The organism is Mycolicibacterium litorale (assembly GCF_010731695.1).
Lineage (GTDB): Bacteria > Actinomycetota > Actinomycetes > Mycobacteriales > Mycobacteriaceae > Mycobacterium > Mycobacterium litorale.
This window is the reverse complement of sequence record NZ_AP022586.1, coordinates 1694298-1708154: the sequence shown is the minus strand read 5'-3', so window position 1 is coordinate 1708154 and position 13857 is coordinate 1694298. Positions and strand designations below refer to the sequence as shown.

Genomic DNA, 13857 nt, shown 5'->3' with positions numbered 1-13857 from the left:
AGCGCCGGTACCGATTGCCGTACCGCGCCATACTCGCCCCATGGCATGGCGTCCTGATCCGGACGGTTTGCGCGGGCGCATCGCGGTGGTGGCGGGCGCCACGCGCGGCGCTGGGCGCGGGATCGCCACCGCGCTCGGCGAGGCGGGTGCCACGGTGGTCTGCACCGGCCGCAGCAGCCGTTCCGGGCGCGGCGGTTCCGACTACGACCGGCCGGAGACGATCGAGGAGACCGCTGAACTGGTCACCGCGCTCGGCGGTCATGGCATCCCTCACACCGTCGACCATCTCGACGTCGAGCAGGTGAGCGCACTGGCCGAGAAGCTGCGCACCGATCACGGACGCATCGACATCCTCGTCAACGACATCTGGGGCGCCGAGATACTCAAGGGCCCGCCGTCGACCTGGGGTCGCCCGATGTGGCAGCACGACCTGGACGACGGACTGCGCATCCTGCGGCTCGGTGTCGACACCCATCTCGTCACGTCGCATTCCCTGCTGCCGTTACTCGTCACCCGCCCCGGCGGTCTGCTCGTCGAGATCACCGATGGCACAACGGCATACAATGCATCCACGTATCGGATCTCGGTGTTCTACGATTTGGCGAAGTGCGCCGTCAACCGGTTGGCGTTCAGCCACGGGCACGAACTGGCCGCGTTCGGTGCCACTGCGGTCGCCGTCAGTCCCGGCTGGTTGCGTTCGGAGATGATGCTCGACAACTACGGCGTGAGCGAAGCTGACTGGCGGGCAGCGCTGCGCCCGCACCGCCCCGGCGGTCACCCGACCGCACCTCCGGGGTTCGCGAACTCCGAGACGCCCCGGTTCGTCGGCCGCGCCGTCGCGGCGATCGCCGCCGACCCTGCGCGGAGCCGGTGGAATCAGCGATCGCTCACCTCGGCCGACCTTGCGCGTGAGTACGGCTTCACCGACATCGACGGCCGGCAACCCGACGGATGGGCGCCATGACCGGCCGCGACAGCCTCAGTAGACACTCCGGCAAATCTGTTCACCGATTTCGTTGACACTCGCCCGGCCGGGTTGTTCTATGACAACGTGACCTACGACACGATCATCCGTAACGGCCGCTGGTTCGACGGCACTGGTGCGCCGTCTGCGGTACGCACCATCGGCATCCGCGACGGCCATGTCGTCACGATCACCCCCGACGAACTCGACGCGACCGGGTGCCCGCAGGTCATCGACGCCGACGGCAAATGGGTGCTCCCGGGCATGCTCGACATCCACACCCACTACGACATCGAAGTCCTCGAGGGTCCGGCGCTGTCGGAGTCGCTGCGCCACGGTGTGACGACGGTGATGCTGGGATCGTGCTCGCTGTCGACCATCCACGTCGGCGGCAGCGACGCCGGCGACCTGTTCGGCCGCGTCGAGGCCATCCCGCGCGAGCACGTCATCGCCGCGGTCGACCGGCACAAGAGCTGGTCGTCGTGCGAGGAGTACGTGAGTGCACTCGAAGCCCGGCCGCTCGGGCCGAACATCTGCGCGTTCATCGGACACAGCGACATGCGCACCGCGGTCATGGGGCTCGACCGCGCCACCCGCAAGTCCGAGCGTCCGACGCGCGCCGAACAGGCCCGCATGGAGGAGATGCTCGAGGAGGCGCTGTCGGCCGGCTTCGTCGGCATGTCCTCCCAACAGCTGCTGTTCGACAAGCTCGACGGCGACACCTGCCGCTCGCGCACGCTGCCCTCCACGTACGCCAAACCGCGCGAACTGCGCCGCCTGAAATCGCTGCTGCGGCGCAGCGGCCGCGTCCTGCAGTCCGGCCCCGACATCGCCAACCCGCTGAACCTCGGCTCCCAGGTGGCCCAGTCCCTCGGCATCTTCCGCAACCCGCTCAAGACCAGCCTGCTCTCGGCCGCCGACGTGAAGTCCAATCCGTACGCCATCCGGGCGATGGGCCCCGTCGCGCGCTTCGTCAACCGCCTCGGCGGGAACTTCCGGTGGCAGCACCTGCCGGTGCCGTTCGAGGTGTACGCCGACGGTATCGACCTGGTGGTCTTCGAGGAGTTCGGCGCCGGGGCGGCCGCGCTGCACCTGCGCGACGAGGTCGAACGCAACGCCCTGATGCGCGACGAGGACTACCGCCGCCGGTTCCGCAAGGACTACGAGAACAGAATGGGCGTGCGGGTGTGGCATCGCGACTTCTTCGACGCCGACATCGTGGGCTGCCCGGACGTCTCACTCGTCGGCAAGTCGTTCGGCCAGGTCGGTGTGGAGCGCGGCCTGCACCCCGTCGACGCCTTTCTCGACCTCGTGCTCGAACACGGTCGCGAATTGCGCTGGCGCACCACCATTTCCAACCACCGCCCGGACGTCCTCAAGAAGATGGCCCGCGAACCGGGGATCCAGATGGGTTTCTCCGATGCCGGGGCGCACCTGCGCAACATGGCCTTCTACAACATGGGCCTGCGCCTGCTGCGCCACGTGTACGACGCGGAGAAGGCCGGCCGGCCGTTCATGACGGTCGAGCAGGCGGTGCACCGTCTCACCGGTGAACTCGCCGACTGGTACCGCCTCGACGCGGGACACCTGCGCGTCGGCGACCGCGCCGATCTCGTGGTGATCGACCCGGCGCACCTCGACTCGACGCTCGACGAGTACGCCGAGGCCGGCGTCGACTTCTACGGTGGCCTGAGGCGGATGGTCAATCGCAACGACCGCACGGTCAGCGCAGTCCTGGTCGGCGGCCGCACAGTGGTCCGCGACGGCACACCGACCGAACTGGTCGGCAGACGGCGTACCGGGCGGTTCCTGCGCGCCGCGCACCGGGCGCCGGCCCTGCCCGCATCGACCGCGGAGTTCGCCGGTGTCCGTTGACGATACGGTTCTGGGTTTGTGGAAGTCGCTGTCCGCCCGCGACTGGGATGCGGTGAAGACATACCTGTCCGAGGACTGCATCTACGCCGACATGCCGGTCGGGCCGGCACTGGCCGCGCGCGGTCCCGAGGACATCGTCAAGCGGCTCAAGGTCGGGCTCGAACCGCTCGCCGGCTACGAGAACCACGACGGCCTGATGGTCGACAAGGGTGCCCACGTGATGTACGAGCACTCCGAGACGTGGAAGTGGGCGACCGGCGAGACCGCGGTGTTGCGCTTCGTCACCGTCCACCGGGTCGAGGACGGCAAGATCACGCTGTGGAAGGACTACTGGGACATGTCGGGGCTGACGGCCACGGCACCACCCACGTGGCTGGAGGATCTCGCGACGGCCGACACCTCCTGGGTTTTCGACGCGACGGGGATGATCTGAGCGGGCGAGGGCGTCACACGCTCCAGGCCATCCGGAACCTGTCGGCCTGCTCCTCCGGCGACAGCGCGCCGAAATGCTCCATCTCGTAACGCCGTACCGCGACCACCGCATCGATCACCTCGTCGCCGAGAATCCTGCGCATCGACGCGGACTGGTCGAGGGCGCGCAGCGCGTCAGCCTGTCCGGCCGGCAGTAGCACCGTACCGGCCTGTGCGCGTTGGTCTTCGGTGAGCGTCGCCGGATCGACGCCGGTCTCCGGCGGCAACGCCGACCCGCGTTCGACGCCCTCGAGCGCCAGGCCCAGGATGGCCGCCGAGGCCAGATACGGGTTCGCCGACGGATCCCCGACCTTGACCTCCACGTTGCCGCCGTGCACGTTGGCGGGCCCGCCCTGCAGGAACCGCACGGCCGCTTCGCGATTCTCGGTCCCCCAGCAGACGTAGGCGCCCGACCAGTGCCCCGGTTGCATCCGCAGGCCCGACAGCACTGAACCGCACAGGACCCCCTGCGCCTCGGGCAGCCCGGCGACCAGTCCCGCGACCGCGTGCTCCCCCTCGGGCGTCATCCCGTGCGCGCCCGAGCCGTCGGAGAACAGCGGCGCACCGTCCCGGAGCAGTGAGAAGTGTTGATGCGCCCCGTTTCCCACGCTGTCCGCGAACGGAACGGGTGACAGGCTCACCCGCATCCCGTACCGGCGGGCCACCCGGCCGACGATGATCCGGATCAGCACCAGCAGGTCGGCCGCCGCGACCGGTGGCATGGGAGGCAGCGAGATCTCGAACTGGTTCGCGCCGTACTCCGGGTGGAACTGTTCGATCGGGATCCCCGAACTCGTCGCGGCGTCGGTGACGTCACGGACGAACCCTTCGTGCTCGAGCACGCCGGCCAGCCCGTACTGCGCCCACAGGGTCGACGGCAACCGGCCGCCGTCGGGGCCGACGAGCACGAACTCAATCTCGTGTCCGACCGCGGCGGTCAGGCCGGCGGCGGCCAGGCGTTCCTCCACGCGGCGCAGCGCGCCACGGCAGCAGTAAGGGTCGGGTACGCCGTTCTGGTCGAAGAATCCGCCCGGCGCCCAAGCCAATCCGTCACCCAGGATGCGCAGGCCGCCGAGGTCGATGCGGATCCGCTGATCGCCGACGACGCTGATGCCGTCACCGAAGACGATGCCGGTCTGGTCGATGGTGAACGCGTGCCACACCGGGCTCGCGCCCAGGCCCGGGTCGGCGAAGGCGCCCATGCGGCGCAGCGGAACCGTCTTGGCGTGGGTGAGTCCCGCCGGATTGACGACGGTGCCGATCAGCGTGGCCACGCCGTCGGACTCGAGTTGCGCGATGGCGGCTGCGGCGAGCGGTTTGGCGGCCATGGGAGTCATTGTCCACCGGGTCGGCGCCCGGCGGCATCTCCCGTCGCTTCGCTCGCCCTGGTGGCGCCCCGAATCACAACGTGAGCTTGCAGCTCTGGCCGATGTCGAGCGTGCGCAGCACGCGGCCCATACCGACCCACATCGCGCACGACAGCGCGAGGTCGGTGATCAGATCGGCGTCGAAGTGCTCACCGGCCCTGGCCCAGAAGTCGTCGTCCTCGCGCAGTCCGGTGTGGTCGGTGGCGAACCGGTGGGCGAACTCCGCCGCGATGCGCTCCGCGGGGCTGTACCCCGGCCAGGTGCGCCACTGGTGGGCGTAGCGGTAGAGATCTTCGTCGACTCCGGCAGCGGGACCTTCCGAGTCGCGGGTGTTCTGGCACACCACGCACTCGTTGGCGTTGGCGATGACCACGCGGGCCAGTTCCCGCACCCGCATGGGCAGCCGGCCCTTGGTGTACACGGCGTGGCTGAAACCCGCCATGGCCGCACCGAGATCGGGCGAGCGGACCGCGAAGGCCGTGATGTCGTCGTCGGCGAAGTCCCCGATTCGGCTCATGGCCGCATGCTACGCGGCGAGCCGGCTCACGGAGCGTGTTCCAGTTCGTCGTCCCATTCCCAATCCCGTTGCACCAGCATGCGATGGGTGATCCGCTCCAGCGCCGCCTCGACCTGCATCCGGTCCGGACGGCCCTCGAAGCTCGGCGATTTGGCGAGCTTGTCGACGATCATCCCGACGAACGCCGCCGACACCGCGTCGACCTGTCGGGCGCCCGACTGGCTGAGCCACAGCAGGTCCCCGGCCCGCACCGCGTAACCGGAGGTGACCAGGTCGTCGAAGACCGGCTCGACCACTTCACAGGGGATGCGCAGCCGGTCGGCGATGTCGCTCAACCGGGCCGATCCGAACACCTGGTTGTGGCGGTAGATCTGCAGCAGCGCCCACAGGCGCGCGACGTCGAGTTCGCAGCCCGGACGCCCGGCGACCGCGCGCAACCGGATGTCGGGCGAATTGCGCAGCAGCCGGCCGACCGCCGATTCGAGCATCTTCTCCGGTGATTCGGAACCCGGCATCGCGAAGCCCTCCCCGAGGTCGACCGCGGCACCGCTCTCCATCTCCCGCAGCGGCACCTCCTTGAGCAGCAGCGCCACCACGAAGCCGATGGCGGCGACCGGGGCCGCGCACAGGAACACCAGGCCGAGGGAGTCCGCGTACGCGCTGACGATCGGGGCGGCCACGTCGGGCGCCAATTGGTGCAGCGCCTGCGGCGACTGGGCCGCGACCGGCGGCGCCCCGCTGCTCATCAGTGCCGCGCCGATGCGGTCGTCGAGGAAGTTGGCGAACAGCGACCCGAAGATCGCCGCGCCGAATGAACTGCCGATGGTGCGGAAGAACGTCACCCCGGAGGTGGCGACGCCGAGATCCTCGAATGTCGAGGTGTTCTGCACGGTGAGGACGAGGACCTGCATGCACAATCCGATACCGGTGCCGAGCACGAACAGAAACAGCGACTGCTGCAGCAGCGGTGTGGTCTCGTCCATCCGGGACAGCAGGACGAAGCCGAGCACCATGATCGCGGTGCCGGCCACGGGGAAGATCTTGTAGCGCCCGGTGCGGCTGACGATGACGCCGCTGCCCATGGAGGTGATCAGCAGCCCCGCCACCATCGGCAGCGTGCGCAGGCCCGATTCGGTGGCGGAGACACCATCGACGAACTGCATGAACGTGGGCAGGAACGTCAGCGCGCCCAACATCGCGAACCCGACGATGAACGACAGGATGCAGCACACCGTGAACACCGGGCTGGCGAACAGCCGGATGGGCAGAATGGGCTCGGCGGCGCGCCGCTCGACGCCGACGAACACCGCGAGCGCCAGCGCCGAGGCGACGAACAGACCGATGATGACCGGCGACGACCAGGCGTACTCGGCGCCGCCCCAGCTGGTCGCCAGCGTCAGCCCGGAGGCGCCGAGGCCGACGAACACGATGCCCGCGTAGTCGATCTTCGGCCGGCCGGCTCTGCTCAGCGCCGGGATCGCCGCTGCGGCGACGAAGAACACCACGACCCCCACCGGCACGTTGATCCAGAAGGCCCAGCGCCAGCTGAGGTGGTCGGTGAAGAAGCCGCCGAGCAGCGGGCCGATGACGGTGGTGACACCGAACACGGCGCCGAGCGCACCCTGGTAGCGACCGCGGTCGCGAAGCGGGATGACCTCACCGATGAGCGCCATCGCCGTGACCATGAGCGCGCCGCCGCCGATCCCCTGCAGCGCCCGCGCGGCGACCAGCATGCTCATCGATCCGGCGAGCCCGCACAGCACCGATCCGGCGAGGAAGAACACCACCGCGGCCTGGAAGACCGTCTTGCGACCGAAGATGTCGCCGAGCTTGCCGACGATCGCTGTGACGATCGTGGATGCCAGCAGGTAACTGGTGACCACCCAGCTCTGGTGGCCGGCACCGCCGAGATCGGCGACGACGGTCGGCAGCGCGGTCGCGACGATCGTCTGGTCGAGGGCCGCCAGCAGCATGCCGAGCAGCACGGCGACGAAGATCAGATTGCGCCGCTGCACGCTGATGTTCGCGCCGCCGGCCTCGGGCGGCGCTGCGGTGGGTGCGGGTGATTCGGCCATACCTGCCTTTCGTGGACGCCGAACGCTATATCGTTAGCTTGGCTATAAGAGTTACGGCAGGCCGCTTCATTCCCGAGGTGACCTCGTACACGAACAGACCCGCGCCTCGGGTTACCCCCGAATGGCGCGGGTCAGTCGGTACGGCGGCTCACATGTTCACTGCGGAGGGCGCGAGACGCACTGCGCGGCGTACAGCTGCTCCCCGAGCTTGTCCATCAGCTCGAGCTGGGTCTCGAGGTAGTCGATGTGCTTCTCCTCGTCGGCGAGGATCGACTCGAACAGGTTGGCAGTCGTCGTGTCGCTCTTCTCGCGGCACATGGTGATGCCCGGCTTGAGCCGGCCGACCACCTCGTATTCGATGGCCAGATCGGCCTCGAATTGTTCGCGTAAGGTCTGGCCGACCCGTAACGAGAAAAGACGCTGGTAATTCGGCAGGCCGTCGAGGAGAAGAATCCTGTCGGTTATCGCCTCCGCATGACGCATTTCATCGAACGACTCGTCACGGGTGTGGCTGGCTAATTCAGTGAAACCCCAACTCTCCTGCATCTTGGAATGGAGGAAATACTGATTGATGGCCGTCAATTCGCTTGTCAACTGCTCGTTGAGCAGTTTCAGGACATCGGGATCGCCTTGCATGGATCTCTCCTAACGACCGTGGGGCGGCTGGGGTCTCAATGTTTGCCGTACCCCTGCAATCTAGCTGTCATACGAGCCTAGGGCGAGCCGTTTGGCTTGATAGCGGCGTGTTTTCGAGATATCGCCGTGCCGGGGCGGGTTGCTGTGGAGCTCCCGCAGTGGGTTCTCTGGACTGCCTGTCCTAAGTAAGGTTAGACTGCACTAACATGCGGACACGTACCTCTGACAGGCGGGAAGAAATGGGTGAATACAGCCTTCACTCATTTATTCTCGCGTGCGATTTCCGCGTCGACGATCCCGAGCGCATGTGGACCTGGCTCGAAAAGCAGAAAGCGGGTCTTCGATCAATCGGTGCGCATCATGTCGTCATCTACAGATCGATCTGGGAACCCGGTCGAATTCTGACGACGATCGGTATTCGGCATCCCCGATCAGTACGGGAGGTTCTGCGCTCCCCCGCGATATTCGAATGGTTCGACATATCCGGCGTCGATGACATTCCCCCGGTGTTCGGCGGCGAGGTGATCGAGAAGATCGATCTGGACGGCCCGTCCTCCGAACGCCACGTCGCGGGCGTCATCGTCGGCGCGATGGCCTCCGTCGACGACGACATGCAGTCGCTGATGGAGAAGGTGCACGACGGGCTCGACCGCTTCCGCGAGGCCGGGGTCCGCAAGGTGTGGGTCTACCAGGCCCTCGACGACGGGCAGGAGGTGATGATCCTGCAGGAGATCGACGACGAGCGCAGCGCCCGGCAGTGGATCGACCACCCGGACGCGTCCGCCGAATGGATGTCGAGGGCCGGCCTCGGCGCCTACCCCACGCTCTTCGTGGGCAAGCTCGCCCACGTCATGACCGTGGACGACGAGGAATAGCGGGGTACGGCCGTGTTCGTCTGCCTGTGCGCGGGAGTGACCAGCCACGTCGTCAACGACGTCGTCGCCGCGGGTGCCTCCACGTCCAAGGAGATCGCCGAAGCCTGCGGAGCGGGCGGTGAATGCGGCCGGTGCCGCCGCACGCTGCGGGCGATCATCGAGGCCCACAGCGTCGCGCCCGGCATCGATGGCTGCCCCACCCAGTTCAACGGTTGCCCGTCGCGGGCCTGAGGATCGCCGCTACGCCTGCCCGCGATCGGCGAACGCGGCGAGCGCATCGGCGTTGGCCGCGCTGCCCAGCAACACCTCGAACTTGGCGTACTCGCGCGCGATCGCGGCCTTCACCTCGTCGCGGGTCGGTTCGACGATGGTCTCCTTGACCGCCATCAGACTCGAGATCGGCCGGGAGGCCAGCACTGCGGCGTGCGTGCGCGCCTCATCGAGCAGCTGATCCGGTTCGCACAACTTCCACGCGATGCCCATCCGCTGGGCATCGGTGGCCGACACCCACTCCGACGACATCAGCAGCCAGGCCGCGTTCTGCCGGCCCATCAGCTGCGGCAGCAGGTAGGACGACGCGGCCTCCGGTGCCACGCCCAGGCTGGTGAACGGACACTTCAGTCGCGCGGTCGTCGACATGAACACGAGGTCGGCGTATCCGAGGATCGTGGTGCCGATACCCACGGCCAGGCCGTTGACCGCACACACCAACGGTTTCCGTAATTCGAGCAGCGCCTCCATCAGCCCCGGGAAGCCGTGCTCGCCCGGCTGGAAGTCCGGATCGGTGACGCGCGCGGCCATCTCGTTGAGATCGTTGCCGGCGCTGAAGGCGCGGCCGGCGCCGGTGAGCAGCACGACGGCCACCGACGGATCGGCGTCGGCCTCGCGCAGAGCCACTGTGGTCGCGTCGTAGAGCGCCTCGTTGAAGGCGTTGAGGGCTTCCGGTCGGTCCAGCGTGACGGTGCGTACCCCGTCGGCGTCGCTGATCTGCAGGGTCACCGCAGCAGCGTAACGTCAGCCCGCCGCGAACGGGCTCCGCATCACGTAGCGACTGGTGGGCACCGTGTCGATGTCCCGGTTCGCGCCGAACGATTCGGTGCTGGCCAGCATCCGCTGCATCCGGTCGGTGAGGTCGGCGTCGTCGGCAGCGCCGAAGAACGCGTGCAGATCCGACACCGCCGCAAGGGGGAAGAGTTCCTCGACGATCGCGGCGATCACCGGGGCGCCGTCGGTGAGGGGGCGCACGACGGTGTTCTGGACGTAGCCGAACGTGGCCTGGGTGGCGATCGCGACCGGCGTGTGCGACAGCTGCCAGCGGGTCCGCCACGTCGACTCGTCGAGATCGTCGGGCCGCCGCAGGAGCGCGATGTTCGCCAGCCCCTCGGTGCGCTCGCCCGGTTCGGTGACCGGAGGCGGCAGCGGCACCGACTCGGTGACCAGATAGGCGGCCACCGCATCGCATTCGGCCGACAGCACGTCGATCGCACCGCGGATGTCAGCGCCGTAGGACTGCTGCGTCCACACGCTCACCACGGCGACCACCGGCGGATCCAGGGTGGTGAGCGTCATCAGAGAGTCCCGAACCGGCGCGTCGCGCACGTTGACCGACAGCCCCGGCACCCCCAGTTCCGACAATCGGGGCGCCACTTCGGTGCGCAACCGGGTACACCAGATGTCGTCGGCGGCCGGGGAGCGCAGCGTGATCATCACCTTCTCCACGCTTGCAACCTACTGACAGGGCGTCCACGCGCGCGTCACGCGGGGCCGTCGGCGCCACGGGGGGAGAATGGTGGCGTGCACGTCGACAGCCGGATGATGGACACGGTTCGGCTGACCACGCCGGGAGTGGGCGCGGTCGTCCGCAGTCTGCTCGGCGTGCTCGCGCTGACTGCCGCAGCGCTGTACTGGATTTCGCCGACGGCGGCGATGTGGACCGCCGGCGCCGGCATCATCACCGGCGCCATCGCGCTGCAGGACACCCCCGGCCGGCGGCTGCCGATCGTGCTGATCTCGTCGGCCGAGGTGGGCGCGGCCGCGCTGCTGGGATCGCTGACCACCGACTACGACGCCCTGTTCGTCGCCGTGGTGGCGGGCTGGTGCTTCCTGGCGGGGATGCAGTGGGCGCTGGGCGCCAACGCCGGATTCGTGGCCGCCGCGGCGGCGGGGCTGCTGGTGATCACCCCTCCGGAGTCGATGTCGCTGCCCGCCGTCGTGGCCACGACGGTGCTGACGGTCGCCACCGGTCTGGTGCAGGCGTTGCTGGTCTGGCTGCGTCCGCCTCAGCGCTGGCGCGCCCAGCAGCACGCGCTCACCCGGGCCCACCGCTCGCTGGCCCAGGACGCCAGGAATCTGGCCGCCAACACGGACACACCGCTCGACCCGGCACAGCTGACGTGGCTGCGGGAAGTGTTCACCAACATCCCGCAGCACCAGCGACCCAAGGCCTACCAGCTGGGTTACCAACTCCCCGAACGGATCGCCGCGACGCTGGTGGCGCTGCGCCGCACCGACGCCGATCTCACCGAGCTGTCGTCGGCTGCCGGTGAGTTCCTCGACGCGATCGCCGACCACGGCGTCGCTGCCCACCGCGGCGCCGACCGCGCGCTGCAACGGGTCGACGCCGCCGCCGCGGCGGTCACGGGGTCCGGCGCCAACGCCGCCCAGCGTTTCGCCGAGCAGTTGCACGAGGCGGCGGTGCTGCGTTTCGGCCGACTGCGCGGACCGGACCTGCGCGGCTCGCTACGGGGGTCGGCCGGGGCGTTGCGCCGCCACCTGGTGTCGACGTCACCGGTGCTACGCCACGCGGTCCGCCTGGCCGTCGCCACCGCGGTGGGTGTGGCGGTGGCGCGCTTCGCCGAGCTGCACGAGCCCTACTGGCTGGCGCTGACCGTACTGCTGGTGCTTCGGCCGGAGACCGCGCACACCTACACGCGGTGCGCGGGCCGGTTGGCCGGCCTGGCGGCCGGTATCGCGGTCGCGTCCGCGATCAGCCTGCTGTGGCCGCCGACGGGGATGGTGGCGGCGGTGAGCGCGGCGGCGTTCGTCGGGGTGGCGTACGCGGTGTGGGGATTCGGGTACATCGCGGTCAGCGCGGCGCTGGCCGCCGCCGTGGTGTTCCTGCTCGGCATCGCCGAACCGGTCGAGGGCACCGCGGTGCTGTCCCGGCTGCTGGCGGTCGCGATGGGCGGCGGGCTGGCGCTGCTCACCCACGTGACGTTGCCCGACGACGCGATGATCCGGCTGCGCCAGCGGGCCGGTGAGCTGCTGATGACCGAGATCGACTACGCCGCAATGGTCATGCGGGCGTTCGTGCACGAACTCGATCGGCCGGCCGACGCGCTGGCGACCGCGTGGCAGCGGGCCTTCCGCGCCCGCGCGGCGTTCGAGGCGGCCTCCGGGGCGACCCGGTTGCAGGACCCGACGGAGCGGCAGTGGTTGCGGTCGCTGCGGACTGCGCTCAACGCGATCACCGGGGCGTGCACGACGATGGAGAGCAGCCTGCCCGCCGAACCGGTTGCGCTGAGCCCGGAGTTCGTCGCCGCCGTCGACGACTACGTCGACGCGTTGCGCGGCGCCCCGCCGAATCCGGCCGCGCTGTGGACGGTCGACCTGCCGGAGCTCCTCGCGGCCGACCGTCGCGTCCGCGACGTGGCCCACACCGTCACCGAGAGCAGCAGCGGGGCCCGCGTGCTGGTCGCCGAGATGGCCGCGATCACCCGCAGCCTCGCGGCGATCACGCCTATCCCCGAGCCCACCTGGGCTGGATGAACACGCCCTCGGCCTCGACCGTGACACCTTCGTCGTCGGCGAGATGGCCGACGGCGAAGGCCTTGTAGCCGTCGACCCGTGCGATGTGCGCTTCGGCGTGCACCCGGCCGAGTCGGGTGGTGCGCAGATAGCGCAGCGTGATGGTGCCGGTGAGCCGGGGCCTGTGCTGATTGCTGGCGGCCTCGCCGAGCACGTGGTCGAGTACCAGAGCCGCCACCCCGCCGTGGACGTGGCCGGGCGGGCCCTCGTACGCCGCACCCAGGTCGAAATCGGCGTACACGCGGTCGTCCTCGTCGCGGTGGATGACGAGCGGGGGCGCCATCGGGTTGCGCAGGCCCACGACGGGGTTGCCCCACGGCATCTGAGCGCCGTCCGAGGTGAACTGCAGGCCGAACGGCCCGTCGAGCTGCCTGCCGCGCAGGCGCTCGGTGGCCGCGTCGACGTCGGCTTTGACGGCGGCCACCGTCTCGGCGTCCACCTCGGTGCGGATGGTGGCGTCGATCAACGCGCGCACGGACTCCGTCAGGGGTTCGTAGATCTCCCGTAACCGGGTGACGTCGGCAGAGCTGAGACCCTCGACGTGGGTGTACTCCAGCATTTCTGCACTAGAACACGTTCCAGCCGCCGGTGTCGAATCACCGGCCCGGAATGGCAACAAGATCGACACACGGTCGACCCGCGGACGCCATCACCGTGCTGAGAATCCGCACGTATGCCTGGTGAGCCGCGGGGTCCGGTGAGCGGACCGTCCATTGCCGAGATCCTGGCGTCTCACGCCGGCGGCACCGGGTCGCCGACGACGGGCTCAAGGTGCTCGGAGAGGGTGCGATGCTGTCGTTCATCGGGCTGATCCACCGCCGCGGGTCGCCTGGGCGGCCGGCCCGGCAATCGTCGACGAAAGCGATGTGGTGGCGGGCCACTAGTCGGCCGCGACGAACGCCACCTCGACGTTCTCCGCGAGCACGACGTACATCCGCTGCCACGGATCGCTGCCCTCGAGCCGCCACTTGTGTCCCGACCCCGCGGTGTCCTCGGCCAGCAGCACATCGCCGGGACCCAGCGTGAACTCGTGCCCGTCGCGGGTGGAGAACACCAGCGAACCCGCCAGCGTCACCACCAGTTGCCGCACCGGCGCGGTGTGCCAGGCCAGCGCTCCCCCGGTCGCGGTCTCCTCGAGGGTGACGTGCGTGGCGGGCATGACGGCGGAGACGAGGTCGTCGTTGCGGCCGGGCCACATGTCGAGCCGGCCGATCTCGAAGTGCGACGCGTCGTTCTCACCCGTCCACAGCCGCACACACCGGATCATGCC

14 protein-coding genes are annotated in these 13857 nt (G+C 69.1%); 6 read left to right on the top strand and 8 right to left on the bottom strand.

Annotated elements, in window-relative coordinates:
* Positions 1 to 40: 40 nt before the first annotated feature.
* The 3 genes from G6N30_RS07865 to G6N30_RS07855 all read left to right on the top strand — a co-directional run bounded on the left by G6N30_RS07865 (position 41) and on the right by G6N30_RS07855 (position 3272).
* A complete protein-coding gene (locus G6N30_RS07865) occupies positions 41 to 964 on the top strand; it encodes an SDR family oxidoreductase (RefSeq protein ID WP_134051590.1) in 924 nt (307 codons plus the stop codon).
* Between the two features lie 87 nt (positions 965 to 1051).
* On the top strand, positions 1052 to 2839 hold the full coding sequence (locus G6N30_RS07860) for an N-acyl-D-amino-acid deacylase family protein (protein ID WP_134051589.1): 1788 nt from the start codon (positions 1052 to 1054) through the stop codon (positions 2837 to 2839).
* Positions 2829 to 3272: a nuclear transport factor 2 family protein gene (locus tag G6N30_RS07855; RefSeq protein ID WP_134051588.1), complete on the top strand. Its 444-nt coding sequence runs from the start codon at positions 2829 to 2831 to the stop codon at positions 3270 to 3272. The genes G6N30_RS07860 and G6N30_RS07855 overlap by 11 nt, the downstream gene beginning before the upstream one ends.
* Positions 3273 to 3285: 13 nt before the next feature.
* On the opposite strand, the gene G6N30_RS07850 is transcribed toward G6N30_RS07855, so the two are convergent.
* From G6N30_RS07850 to bfr, 4 genes are all read right to left on the bottom strand, one after another.
* Positions 3286 to 4647, bottom strand: coding sequence for a type I glutamate--ammonia ligase (locus tag G6N30_RS07850; RefSeq protein ID WP_134051587.1), 1362 nt, complete (start codon positions 4645 to 4647; stop codon positions 3286 to 3288).
* A 64-nt stretch (positions 4648 to 4711) separates the two neighbouring features.
* Complete coding sequence (locus G6N30_RS07845) at positions 4712 to 5194, bottom strand: carboxymuconolactone decarboxylase family protein (protein WP_134051586.1); 483 nt, start codon at positions 5192 to 5194, stop codon at positions 4712 to 4714.
* A 26-nt stretch (positions 5195 to 5220) separates the two neighbouring features.
* Complete coding sequence (locus tag G6N30_RS07840) at positions 5221 to 7269, bottom strand: MDR family MFS transporter (protein ID WP_134051585.1); 2049 nt, start codon at positions 7267 to 7269, stop codon at positions 5221 to 5223.
* Positions 7270 to 7425: 156 nt separating this feature from the next.
* The gene (bfr, locus tag G6N30_RS07835) at positions 7426 to 7905 is read right to left on the bottom strand and encodes a bacterioferritin (RefSeq protein WP_134051584.1); all 480 of its coding nucleotides are present in this window, start codon (positions 7903 to 7905) and stop codon (positions 7426 to 7428) included.
* A gap of 239 nt (positions 7906 to 8144) precedes the next feature.
* Here bfr and G6N30_RS07830 point away from each other — a divergent pair, with 239 nt between their 5' ends.
* Positions 8145 to 8780, top strand: coding sequence for a fatty-acid--CoA ligase (locus tag G6N30_RS07830; RefSeq protein WP_134051583.1), 636 nt, complete (start codon positions 8145 to 8147; stop codon positions 8778 to 8780).
* A 12-nt stretch (positions 8781 to 8792) separates the two neighbouring features.
* Positions 8793 to 9011 carry a (2Fe-2S)-binding protein gene (locus G6N30_RS07825; protein ID WP_134051582.1) on the top strand — a complete coding sequence of 73 codons (219 nt, stop codon included), beginning with the start codon at positions 8793 to 8795 and terminating at the stop codon, positions 9009 to 9011.
* Positions 9012 to 9020: 9 nt separating this feature from the next.
* Here G6N30_RS07825 and G6N30_RS07820 read toward each other — a convergent pair whose 3' ends face one another.
* Both G6N30_RS07820 and G6N30_RS07815 read right to left on the bottom strand, forming a co-directional pair.
* Entirely contained in the window at positions 9021 to 9779 is a 759-nt protein-coding gene (locus G6N30_RS07820) for an enoyl-CoA hydratase/isomerase family protein (RefSeq protein WP_134051581.1), read from the bottom strand.
* Positions 9780 to 9794: 15 nt separating this feature from the next.
* On the bottom strand, positions 9795 to 10499 hold the full coding sequence (locus G6N30_RS07815; RefSeq protein ID WP_134051580.1) for an EthD domain-containing protein: 705 nt from the start codon (positions 10497 to 10499) through the stop codon (positions 9795 to 9797).
* A 93-nt stretch (positions 10500 to 10592) separates the two neighbouring features.
* On the opposite strand from G6N30_RS07815, the gene G6N30_RS07810 reads away from it, so the two are divergent.
* Positions 10593 to 12548, top strand: a complete 1956-nt coding sequence (locus G6N30_RS07810) for an FUSC family protein (RefSeq protein ID WP_134055043.1) — start codon at positions 10593 to 10595, stop codon at positions 12546 to 12548.
* On the opposite strand, the gene G6N30_RS07805 is transcribed toward G6N30_RS07810, so the two are convergent.
* Together G6N30_RS07805 and G6N30_RS07800 are read right to left on the bottom strand one after the other, a co-directional pair.
* Positions 12520 to 13146 carry a PaaI family thioesterase gene (locus G6N30_RS07805; protein ID WP_166674575.1) on the bottom strand — a complete coding sequence of 209 codons (627 nt, stop codon included), beginning with the start codon at positions 13144 to 13146 and terminating at the stop codon, positions 12520 to 12522. The two genes, G6N30_RS07810 and G6N30_RS07805, sit on opposite strands and share 29 nt — an antisense overlap.
* A gap of 321 nt (positions 13147 to 13467) precedes the next feature.
* Positions 13468 to 13854, bottom strand: coding sequence for a cupin domain-containing protein (locus G6N30_RS07800; RefSeq protein WP_134051578.1), 387 nt, complete (start codon positions 13852 to 13854; stop codon positions 13468 to 13470).
* Between the last annotated feature and the right edge of the window lie 3 nt (positions 13855 to 13857).